Raw genomic sequence first — 21,938 nt, forward strand, 5'->3', positions numbered from 1 at the left:
ATACAGGGCGGCGGGTCAATCCTCGGGCTTCTCCTTCGCATCTGCCATGCGGACGATGCGGGGGTTGAATTGGGCGAGCACTTCTACCAGGCCGGCTTGCGCGGCCATTACGGTATGGATGTCTTTGTAGGCCATGGGCGCCTCGTCAACGTCGCTGCCCATCAGGGTAATGCGCTTGTCGATAAGGTTGGCGGCAATGGCGGCCTTATCCAGCGTTTTGAAGGCGGCACTACGGCTCATCAGTCGGCCCGCGCCGTGGCTTGCCGAGTTGATGCTGCTGGCATCGCCCTTACCGCGCACTACAAAACCGGGTGTGCTCATGCTGCCGGGGATGATGCCCAGCACGCCTTCGCCGGCCGGGGTAGCGCCTTTGCGGTGTACCATTACTTCGGTGCCGTCGGCAAGGTGCTCGCGCCAGGCAAAGTTGTGGTGGTTTTCGATCCGCATGGCGGGCTGCAGGCCAAGGGCACGGGCTATTTTGTTGTGTATCTCGTGGTGGTTGGCACTGGCGTACTCGCCGGCAAGGTTCATGGCTATCCAGTACTCCTGGCCCTCGTCTTTGTCGAGGTCGAGCCAGGCCAAATGTTTGGCTTCGGCAGGGAGTTTGGTTTTGCTCATGGCTATACGGCTGTAATGGTCGGCCACCGAGCCACCAAAACCACGGGAGCCCGAGTGCGACAGCAAAGCCAGGTAGTTACCCGCCGGGATGTTGGGTAGGGCGCCTTCGGCAATGGTTAGTTCGCCCCACTCTACAAAGTGGTTGCCGGTGCCGCTGGTACCGAGCTGGGCGTAAGCCTTATCCTTGAGCGAGCGGATGACCTTGGTTTCGCCCCAGGTTTTACTATCGAACAGGGAGCTATCAAAGTAGCTTTTGGTGGTGCATCCCATACCGAAATAGGTATTATCCAGCAACAGCTGTTGCAACTTGTCGGTTTGGGTATCTATCATCGCGGCAGGCAGATCGAAAATGCTGAGGCACATACGGCAGGCAATATCCACACCCACCGCGAAGGGGATGATGGTATTGGCCGTGGTAGCCAGCACGCCGCCAATGGGCAGGCCGTAACCCTGGTGAGCATCGGGCATCAAAGCGCCGGCAACAGCTATGGGCAGCTGTATGGCGGTACGCATCTGGGCAAGGGCGCCAACTTCGATATGCTCCAATCCCCATACGGGGAAATGGGCGATCTCCTGCTTGAGCGCGAAGGTGCTGCGTTCCTGCTTGACGAAGCGGCCCTCTTTACGGAGGTTGATGACGCTTTCGGCCAGGTTTTTAAACTTGCCGCCTTTTTTGAGGGCGTAGGGCATAGGGTCGGCAATGAGAGCTTCGAGGTTGGCGAGGATGGCAGGTTTATCCATTACGCCGTGCTTGAGCAGTCCGTTAGCCACGCGGCTAAAGCTGACGAGTATCTCGACGTCGTTGATGCCGAGGGCTTGAGTTCGTTGTTGGTTATTTTTTCCTTTTCCATAGGATGGTTGAATTGATATAATGATACAAAGAAATATGGTATGTGCGCAGTGTATTTGCGCAGTGGGAAATAATTTTTAATTTCGGATGTCGGATGTTCGATTTCGGATTTAAAAAATGGAAAGTCTCGAAATCACAAACAAATCCGATATCGTAATTCGTAAATCCGACATCAAACCATGCCTGTTAACCGCAATGCACTAATCCGCTACCGTACCATTGACCAGTGCCTGCAAAACCGTCGCCGGAAGTGGACGCTGGATGATCTGATAGATGCCTGCAGTGATGCCATTTATGAATACCAGGGGATAGATACCGGCGTGAGCCGTCGCACTGTACAGGCCGATATGGAAATGATGCGCAGCAATAAACTGGGTTATGAGGCGCCCATTGTGGTGGTAGATAAGAAATACTACATCTACAGCGACAAGAATTACAGCATTACCAATAGTCCGCTGAACCAGCAGGATATGCAGGTACTGAGCGAGGTATCGGGCTTGTTGAAGCAGTTTAAGGGTTTTAACCACTTTACGGACCTGAACGAGATGGTGAGCAAGCTGGAGGATAAGATATACAGCCAGAAAACACAAAGCACACCTGTGATCGACTTTGAGAAGAACGATAATCTGAAAGGGTTGGAATGGATAGAGGTGATCCGTAAGGCAATTGTGGCGAAGAAAACGATTTACATTACTTATCAATCCTTCAAAGCCAGAGAAGCCAGCACGTTTTGCTTTAGCGGATACCTGCTTAAGGAATACCGAAACCGCTGGTTTGTTTTAGGGATGCAGCACAAGCGCAATGCGCACATTATGAATTTGGCCCTGGACAGGATACATGCCGTAGAAGAGCACGATGAACCTTACCGGGAGAATACTGAGCTTAACCTGGCTACTTATTATGATAATTGCATCGGGGTAACCAAATCTCCCGGCCAGCGCGACTGTGAGGTGGTGTTCTGGATAGATGCGGCTAATGCGCCCTATGTGGTAACCAAGCCTTTGCACCATACCCAAAAGCTGTTGAGTGAAGATGAGACCGGTAAGATATTCAGCATTAAAGTAATACTGAATTTTGAGTTGGAGCGAGAATTATTAGGCTTTGGGGCCAAAATGAGGGTACTTGGGCCAAGAGTATTGGTAAAGCAGATAAAGGCGCAATTGAAACAAACATTGGAACAATACGATGCCATAAATACCATCACCTATAATGGTGATGGTTGATCATGTACAGATATAGCGGTTCAATTAAATAAGTTAGTCACTTGAAATCATTCATTAAACAGGTTCAGCCAGTAAGGGCGCTATTGCAGCTTAACCAAAGCTTTTGCTAACAAGTGGGCATCAAAAGGTGTAAATGTGAACGGCATTGCACCCGGCTATATCGCGACAGGCAATACCGACGCGTTACACGCTGATCCGGACAGGAGCAAATCGATATTGGATCGAATAACCGCCGGCCGTTGGGGTGAAGTAGAAAATTGAATTAACTTATTGGAAATACATTAATTGGGTGAGTGCCTCAACTTAATAAGATTATATACTGAATATTGATTATGACGCGACTACTTATTGATGAAAAGTTAAATATATATAAATAAGGATACATTGTTTATTTTGATCGACACGCTAAAAAATGACAATCCAAAAATGTCATTAGGATCATAATATTTAACATGTAATAAAATATTTATAGAAATTTGTTTTTATTATTTATAAACCTAATATTTACATAACTTAAAGATTGTGCAATATATTTTTTGAGTTTGTTGAAGACTGCTTTCCCCAGGTCAGACACAGGTTTTCCTTTTCCATAGGTCCTTATTATTAACATGAAAAAAACATTCATACTGGCATTGCTAATGCCTTGTTATTTCCCAGGTAAAAGCTCAGTATAATACTGAAGTTGTTTCTAACCCATCTATACCATTATATATTTATTTGGGTAGTTTACCTGAAAGTTCAGCAGGTAATTTACATAAGTTAAAAGTTGATGTATTAGGGGGAGCATGGGAGTCATTCTCTACCGGAGAAACTACGTTTTATATATCCAATAGAAACGGTTTAAAAATAGATCAAACTACGATGGGCAGTACCAGTGCAGGCCGGTACTCCCTACATGCTTATACCAACTCGGGTAACGGTATGGATTTTTATTTATTAACAAATAACTATACGGCAATAGCGGTAAAATCATGTATGCTGGGTGGTGGCAATGCAACTCAGCTTATTACAAATACATATTCTGCAAATGCCCCGAGCGGCGTTACCGAAATTACACCCTTAACAATCAATCCCATATTGATCACTAATGAATTAGGTAATATTGGGATAAATACAGCTTTGCCGATAGATAAGTTTGACATAACCGGATCAACCGGAGGTAATCCCGGGCATGTGGTTTTTGGTGATGGAAATGTGTATACACCATACATGAAATTTTTTAAATGGGCAGGCAGTGGTAACATTTACCTGCAAACAACCATAGCAAACAGCCTTGATGTGAATGGCGGATTTTCTTTCCAAACAGGCAGCGGGGGCAATGTTATAGGCAGTGATGCTCAAACAACACGAATGGTAATAACACAGCCCGGTAATGTGGGAATTGGCACAATAGCACCCGGGTTAAAGTTCCATACCGATGGAGCAACCGGTTTTCCGGCAAGCTCAGGGACAACACAAACAGGTGTAATGCGGTTAGGTGTTACCGGCGGATATGGTTCAGTACTTGATTTTGGTTCTAATGGTGTTTTAGGACAGGGGTGGATACAGTCGACAGACAGAAGTAATTTGGCTTTAAATTACCCCCTACTGCTAAATCCGAATGGAGGCAATGTAGGCATCGGGACTAACAACCCCGGCGCAGGTCTTCAGGTTCAAAAAACATCCCAACTACAGCCTGCTATAATGATCGGCGGGGCATTTTCAAATGGTCCCCGGCTGCAGGTATATGGGCTGGATGCCGATTCGCAAGCATATATGGGCTTAGGCACGGATATGGGCGGAGGGCCTTATGAACACAGTGTTTACTTTCCCACAGGTCCTTCCTGGGGCCCTGGTAAATTAACTTTTGGTGATTATAATGGCTCACAGTATAATACCAGGATTACCTTATTGCAAAATGGCAATTTAGGTATCGGTGCAACGGGGCCCAATGTTAAATTGCAGGTGAACTCTAATAATAGCGGCACTGGTTATAACGATTGGATTACAGCAAATTTTGGTGCGGCGTCAGGAGACCGGCTTGTAGTTGGATTACTAGACGGAACAGCAACAATAGGCGCACATAATAACACACTCACTGCCTGGTCGGATATTTCAATAAATCCCTTCGGTGGACGGGTAGGCATTGGCACAAAAACGCCAAATGCCAATCTTGAGGTAAATACAAACACAATAATGGGTACGGGAGGCGATAAGTTTAATACCGCCCTCACCTTAATAAAAAACGGAGACGCCTATGGTATAGATTATCCTGCACTGGTAATAAAGCATAGCGGCAGCGGAGTGAATAGCTACGGCAACCCGGGGAGTGATAATGGTATTATTCAGATAACAGGATTTAATACCGGCGTATCAAACAAAGCTATTAACTCTAATAACAACTTTTATGTATTTACAAACGGTACGGTGGCTGTAAATGCAAGCCGTGTACCCACCGGCTATAATTTCGCAGTAGGTGGTAACGCCATAGCCGAGCAAATGACCGTTATGTTACAGGCCGATTGGCCCGATTATGTTTTCGAAAAGGATTATGCCTTAATACCGCTAAAAGAATTGGGCGACTATGTAAACAAAAACCATCACCTCCCCGAAATCCCATTGGCTGCCGAAGTTAAAAAAGACGGCCTGAACCTGGGTGAGATCAATGGCCTGCTGGTTAAAAAAGTGGAGGAGCTGACCTTGTACCTGATCGAAAAGGAAAAAGAGATCAGGGAATTAAAAGCATCACAGGAAGAACGGCTAAAAAAGCTGGAGCAGCGCTTAGAACTTTTGGAGAAACAATAACGTAAAAAACGGCAACCTATCCACCTTATGAAAAAACTTTGGCTCAGCTTCCTATCAGGATTAATTTTCCTGAATTTTTCTTATGCTCAAAATACGGATCCATGGCCGTCAACCGGTCCGGTTGGCATAGGTACAACCAGCCCGGCATCAGGTCTTATGCTGGATGTTATTGGCAATGGTAGTTTCTCGGGCGCTTTATCATTGGGAGTAGGCGGAGCAGCAACAAATATTTTTCAGCAAACGCTGGCTCATAACTATTACGGAATTTCGGGTGTAAGCTATCCGGGTCAATTCAGGTGGTACGCATCTCCTAACAATTCGTTATATAAAGACAATGCCTTATTTCAATTACGCTCGTGGGATGCGGGAACAAATACAGAAAATACGATGGCCACTTTTACAGGTGGTGGAAACTTTGGTATTGGCACACTGCCTACAGGTGGCCGGTTACATGTGCTTGGTGCCGCGGGCCTTTCGCCGATTTACCTTGCAGGCGAAACTGTTGAGGGTGAATTTTTAACCGCAACAAAATCAAATGGTGCTTATGCTACCCACTTCTACACTTCGGGCGGTAATAACGCGACAGATCAAGCCCTGAGAGTAGGAAATGCTCAAGGTAACGCATTATTTACGGCATTATATAATGGGAATTTTGGCATTGGTACAACCACTCCTGCCACAATGTTGCATGTTACAGGAGGGGGGAGTGCTTATGGTAATATACTTACTAATGTAACACCAAGTCTTTACTCGAACGGTAATGCAAGTGGATTGGGATATGGATTGCTCAGTAATACCACATTTGCTAATCAGGGAGCATGGTCAGATATTGGTTTAGTACAGCAAACATCAAATGCAAATGATATTGCTGCCGGAGTACATCTGGCCATTTACGGATGGTACCAAAATAGCGGAACATCATTGCCAATATCATTAGGTGGCGGGTACGCGGGTATGACCCCATCGGTTTACATTGCATCGGGCGATGCTTACGGAAATGGCAATGTAGGTATTGGAACGATCATATTTGACTCCCCCCCGCTACCGCAAGCGTCCCCGCTTGTGGTAAACATGCTAAGTAGCGAGTAGGTTAGTAGGACTATAGTTAACATTAAACCAATGAGCCGCAACTATAAATTTCATAACCCGGAAGGTTTATATTTTGTAAGTTTTGCTACGGTTTTTTGGGTTGATGTATTTGTAAGGCGCATATATTTTGATTGCCTTACAGATAACCTGAATTATTGTGTTAAGGAGAAAGGGATGGAAATTTATTCATGGTGCATAATGCCGAGCCACGTGCATTTGGTTTTCAGGTCAAACTTAATTAAACCGGATGAACTGATAGGAGGTTTTAAATCTGTCACATCAAGAAAATTGATAGCTTTGATCGAAGAGAATATGCAGGAAAGCCGGCGTGAGTGGTTATTAAATTCGTTCAAAAAAGCAGGTGCAGCAAATTCAAATAATACTAAAAATCAGTTTTGGCAGCAGCATAATAAACCTATTGAATTATGGAGTGCAGCAGTGATACAACAGAAAATAGATTACATTCATAATAACCCGTTAATAGCCGGTTTTGTTGAAAATGATTATGAATATTTATACAGCAGTGCAAGGGACTATTGCGGTACAAAAGGATTTGTTGATGTTTTAACTGCCTAATTATTACTTGCCTCAGTCCACAAGCGGGGACGCTTGCGGTAGCGAGGGGTAGTGCACTAAAACTGTTGGTATTTATTTACCGCCCCCGTGCTGGCGCACGCGTGCCGCGTGTGAAATAGTTGGTCAACTATGCAGCAGGAGTTTTTTATATCATAAACTCAAAAGCTCATATTTAAACAATGAGTAACTCATCAGAATTCAGAAGCCCCAAAAAATTTCTTACAATTCCCCCTTCCCGCCGGCGGAGGCACCAACAGGTTTTACTTATATTAACTTTATGTTTTACCGGGCGACAGAAAAGTAATAAGACTTATTGAAAAGAAGAATATCACTTAACAATAAGGTAATAGCTATCTGTTTTATTTGTAATAAACTTAAAACATGGCACAATTACCTTCCAATCCGGAAACTATCGTGAGTGCAGTATTTGCACTTTATATGAAAAACATATCCCTTACAATTTTGGCTTTGGTAATTGCCTCGCAGTTATTTGCTCAACAGCACAAAACTGAAAATGTAGTAATAGTAACGCTTGATGGCTTTCGCTGGCAGGAAGTTTACCGCGGTGCTGATTCTGCCCTGGTAAACTCAAAGTATACCCAGGATAAGCAAGCGACACGCACAAAATATTGGGCAAAAACTGCTGCTGAGCGCAGGTTGCTGCTAACTCCTTTCTTTTGGTCGGCGCTGGTAAAGCAAGGCCAGTTTTATGGTAACAGGGATTTGGGTAGTAAAGATGAGGTGGCCAACCCGTTTCACTTTTCATACCCGGGTTATAATGAAATAGTGACCGGCTTTGCCGACCCGAGGATGAATACCAACGATGCAATTACTAACCCTAATATGAACCTGTTTGAGTTTTTAAATAAACAAAAAGGCTTTGAAAATAAGGTTGCCGCATTTGCATCGTGGGAAAGATTCCATCAAATATTTAATGTGGAACGCTCGGGCTTGTTGGTTAATTACGGGTATAAAAACCTGGATGTGCCGGGTATTAATGCACGCTTAGCGTATTTAAATGAAATACAATGCAAAGCGCCGCATTACCTTGGCGACTCAACCCGTATTGATTTTTTAACCTGCGAATTTGGAAAGGAATATATGAAGCAGTTTAAACCGCGTGCATTGTATATAGGCCTTGATGAGGTTGACGATATGGCGCATGACGGTAATTACCAGTATTATCTGGATCGTATACACCAACAGGACGAATTTATTAAACAGTTGTGGGAATACATCCAATCAGACCCTTTCTATAAAAACAAAACTACACTTTTAATTACCTGCGACCATGGCAGAGGCGATACAAGTATAGAAGCATGGCGTGATCATGGTGCCAAAGTAGTGCACTCTGAACAAACATGGTTTGCCATAGTAGGGCCCGATACACCTGCAGGTGGCGAAATGACGAATAGCACTACAACCTATCATAAGCAATTAGCCCAAACCATATCAAAACTGTTGGGGTTTGATTTTAAAGCTGCTGCCGGGCACGAAGTTGGCGACCCTATAGCTACGGTTACCAAACCCTGACCTGGAAAAAGGTAAGCAACAAGTAATAATTGCTATTTAAGGGAGTTTACCCAAACCTGTAACGTGTTTTATCCCATTGGTAATAAAAACTGAAAGCTACTACCTTCGCCCATTTCGCTGTGTACGCTTATTTTACCTTGCTGGGCCTCAATAAAATCTTTGGCTATGGCCAGGCCCAAACCCGTGCCCGATTGATCTGCGCTGGCACCGGGGATCTTAAAGTAGCGGTCGAATATTTTGGAGAGGTATTTTTGTTCGATACCCTGGCCATGGTCGGTAACGGTGAAGGTAATGGTATCCCCCTTGTTTTTACTCACCAATAGTTCAACAGTTGTTCCCTCGCGGCTGTACTTTATCGCGTTTGATAGCAGGTTGATCAATACCCATGTCGATTTATCCAGATCAGCACGAACATTGGGCAGGTTGTCATCACATTTAATGCTGATGCTTACCTGGCGTTGGTCGGCAATAAATTTAACGGCTTTAACCGCATAGTCTACTATGTTTTTGGGATGGGTGCTGCCAAAGTTGAGTTGTATTTTACCGGTTTCTAACTGGCCCATATCCAACAATTCGCCGGTGATGAGGAGTAACCGTTTGGTATCATCCTCAATGTTTTCTAACAGGGCACGTTGCTCGGTGTTTACTTCGCCAACGCGGTTATCTTCCAACAGTTTCAGGCTCATTTTAATGGACGATATAGGCGTTTTTAACTCGTGCGATATGGTAGCTATAAAATTGGTTTTGGCTTCATCCAATTGCTGAAACTCGGTAATGTTTTTCAGGATGATCACCTTACCTATAAATTTATCCTCATTTGTTACCTCCAAAACTTCTTTGGTAAAATAACTTTCCTGATCATCGGCATATATCTTCATCTTTTTGTTTTCGGTAATGAGCATATTGCGCAGCAGGTCGTTCTCATCGGCAATGTGTGGTGCAAATTGGCCAACTAATTTATCCTCGGGCAAACCAATCAGGTTACAAGCCACCTCATTCACAAAAATGATAATTTGTTTATCATCAAAGCCTATTAAAGCATCATGCATTGCATTGATGATGGTTTCAATACGCCTTTTCTCGAACAGTATATTCGCCAGGTTACTGGTTTCATACTCGCTTAATTTTTTAGCCATCTGGTTAAAGGCGGTTGACAATTCGCCATACTCGTCGTCCGAATTAAACATTAGCCTCTTGCTGTAGTTTTTATTGGCTATCTGCAAAATGCTTTGGGTTAATTCGCGAATTGGTGTAGCGATATATCCCGGAAAGTTGATCATAAATGTAAAGCCTATCAAAAAACAAAACGAACCCAACAAACCGATAATGATCAAAGCACGGCTCGAAGTATCGGCAGCCTTTTTATCTTTTTGCTGGATGGCGTTCATGTTCATCGTCATGATACCGCTAATGGCATCGCGCATTTTTATACTAAGGGCTTGTTGTGCAGCCGGGTTTACCTGCGCGGTTTGGTATTGATTAAAGAACTGTTGCAGCGAGTCGGTAAGTTCTTTTTCACCTTTTTCGGTAATGTTATGTTCCTGTTGCGTCAGGTTAGTTTGAATGTCTTTTAAGCGGTTGGGTTTTAAAGCCGGCGGGGCATCCAGCAAGCTGCTGATGTTTTTGGTATAAACGAGGGTACGGTAATTATCCTTCAGGATAGCACGCGAATCGTTGGATAGCTGTTGCAGGTAATACACCGCAAAGCCCGAACATAGTAGCGCCAGTAAAAACAAAAAACTGATACCGGTGCGGAGTTTATTTTTAATGCTCATGGTTATGATAGGATTACAATATCAATAGGTGTTTTGGCTATTTTGTTAAGTAGTTGGGTAAATACGGCTGTTTTTAAAACCAACTGGTAAAACTTGAATTGCGGCGTGCCAATACAAATGGTGGTAATGTTGTATTGCTCGGCGGTAGCCCAAATGGTTTTGGCAATGTTGTTACTTTTAACTTTAAGCAGCTCGGCGCCCAACTCGGTAGCCAGTTTAAAATTGTTGATGAGGTAGCGCTGTGATGCCAGGTTGATCTTATCGCTGCTCTCATTATCGGTTTGCACATATAGCACATACCATTTGGAGCGATAGTACGATGCCAGCCTTGCAGTTTTACGGATGATGACCTTTGCTGAAGTATCATTAGTGCTGATGCAGGCCAAAAAAAGTTCCGGCCTCAGTTTGATATTTTGCGGTACTTCGATGGATATTTTACGCTCCACCTGGTGGGCTACTTCTTTCAAAGCCAGTTCGCGCAATTGCAAAATACGCTCCCACTGGAAAAAGTTGTTGAGTGCCAATGGCACCTTTTTAGCATCGTATATTTTACCTGCCTTTAGGCGGTCTATCAGTTCATCTGCCGTAAGGTCAATATTTACAACCTCGTCGGCCAGTTCGAGGATGCGGTCGGGTACGCGTTCTTTTATGGCTACGCCGGTTATCTTTTCTACCTCTTCGTTCAGGCTCTCAATATGTTGGATGTTAATGGCGCTGATCACATTAATACCTGCATTCAATAGCGCTATCACATCTTGCCAGCGTTTTTCATTGGTGCTGCCTTCAATGTTGGTATGGGCAAGCTCGTCAACTATCACAACTTCGGGATGGATGTTGATGATGGCTTTCAGATCCATTTCTTCTAACTCTTTCCCCTTGTAAAACAACTTACGGCGGGCAATCACAGGCAAGCCCTGCAATTGCGCTTCAGTCTCAACACGCTTATGTGTTTCAACATAGCCTATCTTCACATCGATATTGTTGCGTAGCAAAGCCTGTGCTTCTAACAGCATGCGGTAAGTTTTACCTACACCGGCGCTCATGCCAATGTATATTTTAAACTTACCCCGTTTTGATCGTTTGATCAGTTCGAGAAAATGCTCAACCGACCGTTCTTTAGGATCATCCATATCTGTTTATTTGTGGCTCATTTTAAACTGATGATAGGGGATGTTGCCACCCCCTATACATCATGAACCGATAACTCACTTATCAATCAACATCAAACAAACTATAATTCAACGTTAATCTGTTCATACTCTTTGCTACTTATTTCCTCAATTGATCCAAAGCCACATTCAGCTTTAGTACGTTTATTTTTGATGGGCCGAACACACCCCATAAAGGCTGCTCGGTATGCGCGTTAACCAAAGCAGCAACTTTATCAGCAGATAGGTTGCGTATTTTAGCGATACGTGCGATCTGAACCTTTGCACCTTCGGGCGATAGATCGGGATCTAAACCACTACCTGATGCGGTAACCAACTCCGCCGGAATTTGCGCCCGTGTTACATCCGGGTTATGCTTTAAAAAGTTTTGAATACGGCCTTCAACATCCTTTAAGTAATCGGGGTTGTTGGGGCCTTTGTTCGATCCGGCAGAACCGTCGGCGGCATAATTAACAGCCGACGGGCGCGACCAGAAGTACTCGTCTTTAGTAAACTTTTGGCCAACATTAGCAAAGCCAACTACCTTACCATTTACCTTGATCTCTTGGCCATCGCCACCACCGGGGGTTAACTTACCGATAGCCGAAATAAGCAAAGGATATACACCACCTGCCAATACGATAAGTATAAGGGTGAGTTTTAATGATTGAAAAAAATGCGTTTTCATTTTCTGAATATTTAGATATTGATATTTTGCCGGGTTTATATACGGGCACATCACAATACGTTTAATTAAATTAATGTACCTACAACCAGATCTATCAGTTTGATGCCGATGAACGGAATGATGACCCCGCCAAGGCCATAAATAAACAGGTTGCGGCGTAACAAGGCGCTTGCACCTATAGGTTTATAGGCTACACCGCGCAAAGCCAATGGTATCAGTAACGGAATAATAATGGCATTGAATATCACTGCCGAAAGGATAGCCGATTGCGGGCTGTGCAGGGCCATGATATTCAAAGTTTTTAACGCTGGAATTGACACCATAAACAACGCCGGAACAATGGCGAAATACTTAGCCACATCATTAGCGATAGAGAAGGTGGTGAGTGTACCGCGTGTCATCAGTAACTGCTTGCCTATCTCCACAATCTCGATCAGTTTGGTTGGGTCGTTATCCAGGTCAACCATATTACCGGCTTCTTTGGCGGCTTGGGTACCGCTGTTCATGGCTACGCCAACATCGGCCTGGGCCAGGGCTGGGGCATCGTTGGTTCCGTCGCCCATCATGGCTACAAGTTTGCCGCCTTGCTGCTCTTTTTTTATGTAGTTCATTTTATCTTCGGGCTTAGCTTCGGCAATAAAATCATCAACACCGGCCTTTTCGGCAATAAATTTCGCGGTAAGTGGGTTATCGCCGGTTACCATTACGGTTTTAACCCCCATTTTGCGCAGGCGCTCAAAACGCTCGGCTATGCCGGGTTTAATAATATCCTGCAATTCTATCACACCTAATATCTGTTCATTTTCGGATACCACTAATGGCGTACCTCCGTTTGATGAGATATTACGTACCTGCTCTTCAGTTTCGGCAGGGAATAGGTTGCCTGCTTTTTTAGCGATGTTGCGAATGGAATCGAAAGCACCTTTACGGATGCGCAGGCCATCAGGCGTATCTAATCCGCTCGAGCGGGTTTCGGCAGTAAATTTGATAAACACCGAATCTTTTGGTGCTTTGATAGCTGCCATCCCGATAGACTGCTCGGCAAGTTCAACAATCGATTTACCTTCGGGAGTTTCATCAGCCAGCGAGCTTAAAATGCAGGCTTTTGTAAAGGCGTTCACATCAACACCATTAGCCGGGTAAAAGTTGGTGGCTTTACGGTTGCCGATGGTGATGGTGCCGGTTTTATCCAGCAAAAGCGTATCCAGATCGCCTGCAGTTTCAACCGCCCTGCCCGATTTGGTGATCACGTTTGCGCGCAAAGCCCTGTCCATACCCGCAATACCAATGGCCGATAACAGGCCACCGATTGTAGTTGGTATCAAACACACAAATAAAGAAATGAAAGCGGCTATGGTGATAGGCGTGTTTGCATATTGGGCAAAGGGTTGCAGGGTAACGCATACAATAACGAAGATGAGCGTAAAGCCTGCCAGAAGGATGGTCAACGCTATTTCGTTCGGGGTTTTTTGGCGCGATGCACCTTCAACCAATGCGATCATCTTATCCAAAAAGCTTTCGCCGGGTTGGGTGGTTACCATTACTTTTATCTTGTCGGATAAGACTTTGGTGCCACCTGTTACCGATGATTTATCGCCACCCGACTCCCGGATAACCGGGGCAGACTCGCCGGTAATGGCCGATTCATCTATCGTAGCTATACCTTCAATGATCTCGCCATCGGTAGGGATATTATCACCCGTTTCGCAGATAAACACATCGCCTTTTTTTAGTTGTGATGACATTACCTTTTCTTCCCTGCCGTTAACCAGTAAGCGTGCAGGTGTTTCTTCGCGGGTTTTGCGCAAGCTTTCGGCTTGTGCCTTGCCACGTGCTTCGGCAATGGCCTCGGCAAAATTAGCGAAGAGTACAGTTAACAGCAGCACCATAAAAATGGTGAAGTTATAACCAAAGTGGCCCTGGCTGCCATTTGATAGCGAGTATATGGTAACGATGGCCATTACCGCAGTGCCTATCTCTACCGTAAACATTACGGGGTTGCGCACCAATATGCGGGGATCAAGTTTGATGAGCGATTGCTTTAGCGCATCTTTCACCTGGTCGCCCTGGAATAATGTATTTGAGGTTGATTTCATTGTCTTATTTATTTAATAGAAACGTGTTCGGCAATTGGGCCGAGCGCCAGTGCAGGGAAGAATGATAGCGCAGCAACAATTAATATCACAGCAAATATCATCAGTCCAAAGGTTATGCTATCGCTTTTAAGCGTACCTGCCGATTCGGGTATAAACTTTTTGCCTGCCAACAAACCTGCGATAGCTACCGGGCCGATGATGGGTAAAAACCTGCCGATGAACATGACGATACCCGCGCCAACATTCCAGAAGATTGAGTTATCGCCCAGGCCTTCGTAACCCGATCCGTTATTGGCGGAACTTGACGTGAATTGGTACAGCATTTCGCTAAATCCGTGAAAGGTTGGGTTAGCCAACCATGCCGAAGGCTTTTCGGCCCAGTTGATATTAGGGAAGTGCACTAAAAAATAACATGCCGTAGCAGTACCCACCAGTATCAGGAAAGGATGCAATAAAGCGATAAGCGATGCGATCTTCATTTCGCGGGCCTCTATCTTTCGGCCCATAAACTCGGGTGTTCTCCCTACCATTAAACCCGATATAAATACCGCGATAATAATGAAGATGTAGAAGTTTAAGTAACCTACGCCAACACCCCCATAAAACGCGTTGATCATCATATCGAACATTTGGCCCATGCCCGATATCGGCATCATGCTATCATGCATGGCATTAACCGAACCGTTTGACGTTACCGTTGTAGTGATTCCCCAGTAAGCTGAAGCAGCAGGGCCGAAACGAACCTCTTTGCCTTCCATTGATCCGGTGGCTTGTGTAACGCCCATGTGCGCCAGGGCCGGGCTGCCACCTGTTTCGGCATTGATGGACAATAACAGCATGGTGAGAAAGCCCGCCGTCATCACACCATAAATAACCCATGATAGCTTGCGCCTGTTGAGGTAAAAACCCAATGCAAATACTAAAGCCATAGGTATTAGTAAAATGCTGATATTTTCGACCATATTAGTTAAATAGTTCGGGTTTTCAAGTGGGTGGGCAGAGTTTGCACCGAACCAACCACCACCATTTGTACCTACTTGTTTAATGGCTATCATACCGGCAGCCGGCCCGCGAGATACATGTGTGGTATCGCCTTGTAAAGTTATCACTGTTTCTTTGCCTTTATAGCTGGTTGGCGTGCCGTTAAATGCTAATATAACAGCAACTACAAAACTGATAGGTAATAATATGCGGGTGATGGATTTGATAAAGAAATCCCAAAAGTTACCCAACTTATCGGTCACCTTATCTTTCATGGCTTTAAACACTACCATCATGGCGGCAATGCCTGTGGCGGCACTAACAAAGTGTAAAAAAGTAAATACGAATAGTTGCGTATAGTACGTAGCGCCGCTCTCGCCCGAGTAATCCTGCAGGTTAGTATTAGTAATAAAACTGATGGCTGTATTAAAAGCCAGATCGGGTGTTTGGCTTGGGTTGCCATCAGGGTTAAGCGGTAAATGGCTTTGAAACAACAGGCAGAAAAAGGCATAAAATAACCACAATACATTAATGGTAAGCAGCGCTTTTAAATGCTGTTTCCAGTTCATCTCTTTTTCGGGATTGATGCCGCTTAGTTTAAAAATGAGCCGCTCCAGCGGGGCAAAAAAGTTGAGCCATGTTTTTTCGCCATTAAATACCCTGGCAATATACTTTCCAAGCGGGATGGCTAAAAGGATGGTGACCGCATACATGGCCACTACCCCGAGTAATTCGGTGTTCATAGGTTAAAATTTTTCAGGTTTAAGCAGTACGTAGATCATGTAAATGAACACGGCCACTGCAACAATGAATAGTGCGATCATGATCAGATGTTTTCGAAGTAGTTAACGGATTTAAAAAAGAGCCAAAAGAAAACCATGAAGATGGCGACGTAGGCGATAGTGAGTATAGTATCCATTTTAATAAGATTTCGGAGCACCTTGCCAAGTAAATGCCAGTTGAATAAGATTGTTATTAAATTATTGATTATTAATACTTTATATATTATATGGCTGTGTAGGGATTAAAAAAACCCTTCCGTTTTGGAAGGGTTTTGCCATAAAGGGTAGGATGAGGTAGAACTTTACCTATTGAATTATCGTTCAGCCGGCGGCGGCTATTATCAGCGCCACTAATCTGGAATTTCCGACCCCGTAATCGCTTTAGCTATATCCAGGATGCAATGCGTAGCAGGCAGTACCATGATATTTTGTATATAATGATTGTTAAGGCCAGGTATGCAAAAAACTAATTGCCCGGATAGTAGGGCCTCAAAATAAATTTTTGTTGAATTAATGTCAGATATGCAAAATTTGCCATAATGGTGATTTTTGCATATTTAAATAAGGTGATATTGGCTAAGATTGTAATTAGCCCTATTGCTAATAAGGCAGCACTATTTTTTTATTGATTAACCCATTAACATGACTTCTAAAAAACCCGCCACGCACTCGCCATGACCATTTCCAAATGGATTAAAACTTAATCTGGCATCAAGAGAAAATTAACAAACTGACTCTAAATTAATTAACATGAAACAAAAATTACTTATTTTTTTATTAGTATGTTTTGGTGCATTTACAAGTGTGTATGCTCAAAACAGAAAAATTACCGGCAAGGTTACAGGTGCCGATGACGGACTGCCTCTGCCTGGAGTATCCGTAAAAGTTCAAGGTGCTTCAACCGGTTCACAAACAGATGGTTCTGGTAACTTTTCAGTTGAAATGACACCAGGTTCAACATCATTGTTATTCTCTTATATCGGTTATGGATCAAAAACTGTTGTTGTAGGCAGCAAAACAAGCCTCGCTGTAGTGCTTGAGCCACTGGCAAACCAACTACAGGAAGTTGTTGTATCATCAGGTTTTGGTATTGTTCAGTCTAAAAAAGACGTTACCGGATCTACTGCAACCATTGGAGGTAAAGAGATAGAAGACCTGCCATTACAAAGTGTTGACAGGGCTTTGCAAGGTCGCATCCCGGGTGTGCAAGTTTCTTCTACCAGCGGTATACCAGGCTCGGCTATTGATGTTCGTGTACGTGGCGCGGGATCGTTAAGTACCGCATCTGCGGCTAACAGCCCATTATATGTAATTGACAACGTTCAGGTAACATCGGGTGATCAAACAAGAGGTACCACAAGCTCTAATGCGCTGGCATCTTTAAACCCTGATGATATTGAAAGCATTACAGTATTAAAGGATGCTTCTGCCGCTGCAATTTATGGTGCACAGGCTGCAAATGGTGTTGTGGTAATTACTACCAAACGTGGTAAAAACGGTGCAACTCAATTAAACGTAAGCTCATATATTGGGTATAATGATTTTCTTAAAAACCCGCAGCTTTTAACAGGGCCAGAATATGCTCAGTTATCTTTAGAGGCTTACGGTAACCGTTACGGATACACTTCAACACAATATACAAGTTATTATAATACCTATGTTGCGCCTTACGGATCAGTAGCTAGTGTACCTACTTATGACTGGCTTAAAGCTGTATCACAAAAAGGCAGAACAACCAACTACGAGGGTAATGTACGTGGCGGTAATCAGAATACGCAATTTTATATCGGTGCAAATTATAACGCACAAGATGGACAGGTTATTGCAACTGATTTTAGCCGCGGAAGTTTAAAGATCAATTTAGATCACCAGCCAACCAAAAAATTGGAAATCAGTACATCTATCAATTTAGCAACTGTAAATCAGCGTACATTTTCAGGTGCTGGTGCATTTGCTAACTTGAGTCGTATTGGTCAGTTGCAAGCACCAAACAATCCTATTTATAATGCCGATGGCAGCTATAACACCAACTTGCCGGGTGCTTACGATGGCTATAATGTTGTACAATTGGCCGAGTTTAATAAAAATACAAACGTTACAAAACAATTTACCGGTAGCGGAGCGCTTAAATATTATATTTTACCTGAATTATCAATCAGGTCAAGTTTTGGCTTAGATTACTACCTGGGTAATGAAATTAACTATTTGGATCCTCGTTTTGGTGATGGCAAGGCATCAAATGGTGATGTTACTGCATTTGAGAATCAAGTAACAAACTTCCAGAATGATGAAGTATTAACTTATACTAAAACTATAGCGAAAAACCATAATATAACTGCATTGGCCGGTTTTAACTATAGAAGTGTTGTTACCACTACATTAACAGAAGAATCGCAAAACTTTCCTTTGTATTTGTTTACTCAAATATCAAGTGGTTCGGTTCCATTCTCAACTTTGCAAACATTTACCAACTACCGTACTGCCGGTTATTTTGGCAAATTAGATTATAACTACAAACAAAAGTATTACGCATCGGTTACAGCGCGTTATGATGGTTCATCACGTTTTGGTACTGATAATTCTTTTGGATGGTTTCCTGCAGCAGCGGTTTCTTACCGTATCAGCGAGGAGCCTTTCATGAAAAAATTTACCTTTTTGGATGATTTGAAAATACGTGCAAGTTATGGTATCACAGGTAACCAAGGTGCTTTAGGTAACTATGATTCTAAATCATTATATGTAAAAGCAGGTGATTATTTAAATAATGGTCTATTATCAACCGGTTTGAATAATACCTTAGGTAACTCACAATTAAGGTGGGAAAAATCAGCCACAACAGATATTGCTGTAGAATTCTCATTATTTAATTCAAGGTTAGCCGGTTCAATAGGTATTTATCGTAAAGTTACAAATGACCAGTTAACTGCTGCTGCATTACCGTTAACATCGGGCTTCGCAACAATTACTCAGAATGCTGGTAAAATAAGCAACGAAGGGTACGAAATTCAAGTGAGCTCTATCAACTTTGCTTTAAAAAATGGCTTTAAATGGACAACAGATTTTAATCTTGCGTTTAACCGTAACAAGTTAGAAGAATTACCAAACGGACAAACAATTTTAGCCGGTGATTATACTTATACAGTAGGTTTACCTGTTGGCCAGTTTTATACTTACAACTCAGCAGGTGTTAACCCTGCCGATGGACGCGCCATGTTTTATGATGGTAACGGCAACATAACTTATACATTGAACGCCGCTACTGACCGCGCTTACTGGGGAGATAGAAACCCCCGTTTTGTAGGTGGTTTGGGTAATAACTTTTCTTACAAAGGTTTAACTTTAAGTGCTTTCTTCCAGTTTAGCTTAGGTAACTACGCATTAAACTCTGACAGGACATTCTTTGAAAGAAGTGGTTCAACAACTGATCGTAACCAATATGCTGATAACTTACGTCGCTGGACAACTCCTGGCCAGATCACTGATATCCCGAAACCATACTCTGGCGGTACGGTAATTGTAAGTGGTATTACTGCTTCATCGCAATATGCTACATCAAACAGGTTTGTTGAAGATGCATCATACATCAGGCTGAAAAACATCACTTTAAGCTACGATCTTCCAAAATCGTTATTGAGCAAAGCTAAAATACGTAGTGTTAAAGTATACGCCCAGGGTGTTAACCTGGCTACAATAACAAAATACCGTGGTATAGATCCTGAAACACTATTGACAGGTGATTTTGGAACCTATCCTCAGTCTAAAAATTATACACTGGGTATTAATGTTGGATTTTAATTAAAAAAAGATAGATGAAAAAAATATATATCATACCGATTCTGATAACAGGAATGTTAGCTTTCGGTTGCAAAAAAACGCTTGAAACCACGCCTAAAAACTCAGTTGCGGCCGAGAAAGTAGTAACACAAGGTGCAGGTGTTGAGGCTATGTTAAATAGCGCCTACGAAACCATGCAGTTGGCGGCATACTACGGTCGTGATTTATTTGTAGTGCCCGAAGTTTTATCGGATAACATGCGTATCGTAAACAGTAATTCAAACCGTTTTGTTAGCGAATCCAATAACCTTAATTCTGCTGTTATTAACATCTGGCAAAACGCATATTTGATTATAAATAAATGTAATGGTACATTAAAATATGCTGATCTGGTTACAGATCTGTCTGACGCGAGGAAAAAGCAAATAAAAGGCGAAGCATATTTTTTACGTGCTATGGCTTATTTTGATTTGGTGAAAACCTACTCATATAATCCGCGCTTTGTTGTGGCCGGTCAGGATAAAGGCGGTGTTCCAATCATGTTAAATTATGTACAAAGTTACCCTGATGACATTAAATACCCTGTAAGAGCAACAACTGTTGCAGTGTACGATCAGGTGAAAAGTGATTTGAATGCCGCTATAGGTTTATTCCCTGCAACATCTATTGATGGGGTTAAACGTGGTAACAAGGCTGCCGCTTACGCTTTACTTTCGCGTGTTAACCTTTACTTGGGCGAATGGCAAGCTTGTATGGATAATGCAACAAATGCTTTATCTTCTGGTGTTGGAACATTTGTAGATGCCGGCCTTGCTGCCACTACGCAACAAAAATCAGATGCTTACAAATCAATCTGGTACTCTGGTACAGCGGTTTCTCCTGAGTCTTTATTTGAATTAAACTACGAAGCCACTGAAACCTTAGGTTCTGATGGTTTAAGTTCAATTTATACACGTAGTACGTTTGGTGGCATACCATCAACAGGTGGTGCTGGCTATGGCGATGCTGCTCCGCAGGCAAACCTTCTTGCTGCTTATGAAGCAGGTGATGTTAGAAAAGATTTACTTTTTGCTATTACAAAAGGATCTGAAGCTATTTTTTGGAATCAAAAATATCCTGCTCAAAAAGCGGCATCTGTTGATAACAATAAGCTTTTGCGCGTGTCGGAATTGTATTTGAACAGGGCTGAAGCGGGTGTTCAATTAGGTACTGCCGCATCAATATTAATAGCTCAAGGCGATTTGAATAAAATTCGCCAGCGTGCAAACCTGCCAATAGTACCGGCTACTTTTACAAGTGTTTTTAACGAAAGACGCATTGAGTTAGCTTATGAAGGACAGCGCTGGTTCGATCTGTTGCGTACAGGTTCTGCTATCAATAAATCAACAACAACTTTGCCTGCTAATGCAACCCCAACATCGACTATTCCATACACTGATTACAGGTTATTATCTAAAATACCTACAACAGAGGTAACAAATAACCCGAATCTTGGCGGAAACAATTTTGGTTACAACTAAAACAAATACGATGAAAAAGATAAAATATATATACATAGTAGCGGTGCTATTTAGCATAGCGAATGTTTTTACCGGTTGTATGAAAGACCGTGCAAACCTTTACACGGGTCCAACTGTAGTTGAGTTTTCACCTATTACGGGTTCTGTTAAAAAGAGTGTTACAACAGGATCGGCTGTATTGGTACAGTTGGTAGGCCCACAGGTATCTACACCTACTGAGGTTAACTATGAAATTGCCACTACAAGCACAGGTGTTATGGGAACAGATTATTCAATTAGCGGAACAGTGGGTAAAGCTACTATCCCGGCTAACTCAAGCTCTGCAACCATTACAATTACGCCTTTGGCTACATTCCCGGCAACGGGTAGCAAAACCGTAGTTTTAACTTTGCTTGGTAATAGTAGTGTACCGGCAAATCCAAACTATAAAACTTTTACGCTAACTATAACTCAGTAAGCTACAAATTGTAAAATAGTAAAGCCGTATCATTTAATAATGAT

General features: G+C 43.1%; 15 protein-coding genes and 1 pseudogene. 9 read left to right on the forward strand and 7 right to left on the reverse strand.

Translation table 11 applies throughout. The features are described 5' to 3' along the window. Positions 1-15: 15 nt before the first annotated feature. Positions 16-1,389, reverse strand: a complete 1,374-nt coding sequence (locus KXQ82_RS18265) for an RtcB family protein (protein ID WP_369412486.1) — start codon at positions 1,387-1,389, stop codon at positions 16-18. Positions 1,390-1,647: 258 nt separating this feature from the next. Here KXQ82_RS18265 and KXQ82_RS18270 point away from each other — a divergent pair, with 258 nt between their 5' ends. The 6 genes and pseudogenes from KXQ82_RS18270 (at position 1,648) to KXQ82_RS18295 (ending at position 8,673) form a co-directional block, all read left to right on the forward strand. Then, complete coding sequence (locus KXQ82_RS18270) at positions 1,648-2,691, forward strand: helix-turn-helix transcriptional regulator (protein WP_219489989.1); 1,044 nt, start codon at positions 1,648-1,650, stop codon at positions 2,689-2,691. 64 nt (positions 2,692-2,755) lie between these two features. After that, positions 2,756-2,949 (forward strand): annotated as a pseudogene (locus KXQ82_RS18275) (SDR family oxidoreductase); the annotation flags it as partial. Between the two features lie 459 nt (positions 2,950-3,408). Next, positions 3,409-5,475 carry a hypothetical protein gene (locus KXQ82_RS18280; protein ID WP_219489990.1) on the forward strand — a complete coding sequence of 689 codons (2,067 nt, stop codon included), beginning with the start codon at positions 3,409-3,411 and terminating at the stop codon, positions 5,473-5,475. Between the two features lie 27 nt (positions 5,476-5,502). Next, positions 5,503-6,564 carry a hypothetical protein gene (locus KXQ82_RS18285; RefSeq protein ID WP_219489991.1) on the forward strand — a complete coding sequence of 354 codons (1,062 nt, stop codon included), beginning with the start codon at positions 5,503-5,505 and terminating at the stop codon, positions 6,562-6,564. A gap of 30 nt (positions 6,565-6,594) precedes the next feature. Next, positions 6,595-7,140, forward strand: coding sequence for a transposase (locus KXQ82_RS18290; protein ID WP_219489992.1), 546 nt, complete (start codon positions 6,595-6,597; stop codon positions 7,138-7,140). A gap of 381 nt (positions 7,141-7,521) precedes the next feature. Then, positions 7,522-8,673 (forward strand): alkaline phosphatase family protein, encoded by a 1,152-nt coding sequence (locus KXQ82_RS18295; protein WP_219489993.1) that lies wholly within the window; start codon positions 7,522-7,524, stop codon positions 8,671-8,673. 68 nt (positions 8,674-8,741) lie between these two features. On the opposite strand, the gene KXQ82_RS18300 is transcribed toward KXQ82_RS18295, so the two are convergent. The 6 genes from KXQ82_RS18300 to kdpF form a co-directional block, all read right to left on the reverse strand. Next, positions 8,742-10,448: a HAMP domain-containing sensor histidine kinase gene (locus KXQ82_RS18300; RefSeq protein ID WP_219489994.1), complete on the reverse strand. Its 1,707-nt coding sequence runs from the start codon at positions 10,446-10,448 to the stop codon at positions 8,742-8,744. Positions 10,449-10,450: 2 nt separating this feature from the next. Then, on the reverse strand, positions 10,451-11,578 hold the full coding sequence (locus KXQ82_RS18305; RefSeq protein WP_219489995.1) for a sensor protein KdpD: 1,128 nt from the start codon (positions 11,576-11,578) through the stop codon (positions 10,451-10,453). A 139-nt stretch (positions 11,579-11,717) separates the two neighbouring features. Next, positions 11,718-12,284 carry a K(+)-transporting ATPase subunit C gene (locus tag KXQ82_RS18310; protein ID WP_219489996.1) on the reverse strand — a complete coding sequence of 189 codons (567 nt, stop codon included), beginning with the start codon at positions 12,282-12,284 and terminating at the stop codon, positions 11,718-11,720. 65 nt (positions 12,285-12,349) lie between these two features. After that, positions 12,350-14,380: a potassium-transporting ATPase subunit KdpB gene (kdpB, locus tag KXQ82_RS18315; protein WP_219489998.1), complete on the reverse strand. Its 2,031-nt coding sequence runs from the start codon at positions 14,378-14,380 to the stop codon at positions 12,350-12,352. Between the two features lie 8 nt (positions 14,381-14,388). After that, positions 14,389-16,104, reverse strand: coding sequence for a potassium-transporting ATPase subunit KdpA (gene kdpA / locus KXQ82_RS18320; protein ID WP_219490000.1), 1,716 nt, complete (start codon positions 16,102-16,104; stop codon positions 14,389-14,391). 3 nt (positions 16,105-16,107) lie between these two features. Beyond that, positions 16,108-16,185 carry a K(+)-transporting ATPase subunit F gene (gene kdpF, locus KXQ82_RS20005; protein WP_219490245.1) on the reverse strand — a complete coding sequence of 26 codons (78 nt, stop codon included), beginning with the start codon at positions 16,183-16,185 and terminating at the stop codon, positions 16,108-16,110. 708 nt (positions 16,186-16,893) lie between these two features. Here kdpF and KXQ82_RS18330 point away from each other — a divergent pair. Genes KXQ82_RS18330 through KXQ82_RS18340 form a run of 3 tightly spaced genes read left to right on the forward strand, consistent with a single transcriptional unit; the run spans position 16,894 to position 21,894 of the window. Continuing rightward, positions 16,894-19,938, forward strand: coding sequence for a SusC/RagA family TonB-linked outer membrane protein (locus KXQ82_RS18330; RefSeq protein WP_219490002.1), 3,045 nt, complete (start codon positions 16,894-16,896; stop codon positions 19,936-19,938). A 14-nt stretch (positions 19,939-19,952) separates the two neighbouring features. Further along, positions 19,953-21,437 (forward strand): RagB/SusD family nutrient uptake outer membrane protein, encoded by a 1,485-nt coding sequence (locus KXQ82_RS18335; protein ID WP_219490004.1) that lies wholly within the window; start codon positions 19,953-19,955, stop codon positions 21,435-21,437. 10 nt (positions 21,438-21,447) lie between these two features. Further along, positions 21,448-21,894 carry a hypothetical protein gene (locus tag KXQ82_RS18340; RefSeq protein WP_219490006.1) on the forward strand — a complete coding sequence of 149 codons (447 nt, stop codon included), beginning with the start codon at positions 21,448-21,450 and terminating at the stop codon, positions 21,892-21,894. The last annotated feature ends 44 nt before the right edge of the window (positions 21,895-21,938 follow it).

The organism is Mucilaginibacter rivuli, from assembly GCF_019391655.1.
Lineage (GTDB): Bacteria > Bacteroidota > Bacteroidia > Sphingobacteriales > Sphingobacteriaceae > Mucilaginibacter > Mucilaginibacter rivuli.

Excerpts from the sequence above, each read along its gene's own strand:
- KXQ82_RS18270 (WP_219489989.1), top strand. The coding sequence starts at position 1,648 with ATGCCTGTTAACCGCAATGCACTAATCCGCTACCGTACCATTGACCAG.
- KXQ82_RS18285 (WP_219489991.1), top strand. The coding sequence starts at position 5,503 with ATGAAAAAACTTTGGCTCAGCTTCCTATCAGGATTAATTTTCCTGAAT.
- KXQ82_RS18290 (WP_219489992.1), top strand. The coding sequence starts at position 6,595 with ATGAGCCGCAACTATAAATTTCATAACCCGGAAGGTTTATATTTTGTA.
- KXQ82_RS18295 (WP_219489993.1), top strand. The coding sequence starts at position 7,522 with ATGGCACAATTACCTTCCAATCCGGAAACTATCGTGAGTGCAGTATTT.
- KXQ82_RS18300 (WP_219489994.1), bottom strand. The coding sequence starts at position 10,448 with ATGAGCATTAAAAATAAACTCCGCACCGGTATCAGTTTTTTGTTTTTA.
- KXQ82_RS18305 (WP_219489995.1), bottom strand. The coding sequence starts at position 11,578 with ATGGATGATCCTAAAGAACGGTCGGTTGAGCATTTTCTCGAACTGATC.
- KXQ82_RS18310 (WP_219489996.1), bottom strand. The coding sequence starts at position 12,284 with ATGAAAACGCATTTTTTTCAATCATTAAAACTCACCCTTATACTTATC.
- kdpB (WP_219489998.1), bottom strand. The coding sequence starts at position 14,380 with ATGAAATCAACCTCAAATACATTATTCCAGGGCGACCAGGTGAAAGAT.
- kdpA (WP_219490000.1), bottom strand. The coding sequence starts at position 16,104 with ATGAACACCGAATTACTCGGGGTAGTGGCCATGTATGCGGTCACCATC.
- kdpF (WP_219490245.1), bottom strand. The coding sequence starts at position 16,185 with ATGATCGCACTATTCATTGTTGCAGTGGCCGTGTTCATTTACATGATC.
- KXQ82_RS18330 (WP_219490002.1), top strand. The coding sequence starts at position 16,894 with ATGAAACAAAAATTACTTATTTTTTTATTAGTATGTTTTGGTGCATTT.
- KXQ82_RS18335 (WP_219490004.1), top strand. The coding sequence starts at position 19,953 with ATGAAAAAAATATATATCATACCGATTCTGATAACAGGAATGTTAGCT.
- KXQ82_RS18340 (WP_219490006.1), top strand. The coding sequence starts at position 21,448 with ATGAAAAAGATAAAATATATATACATAGTAGCGGTGCTATTTAGCATA.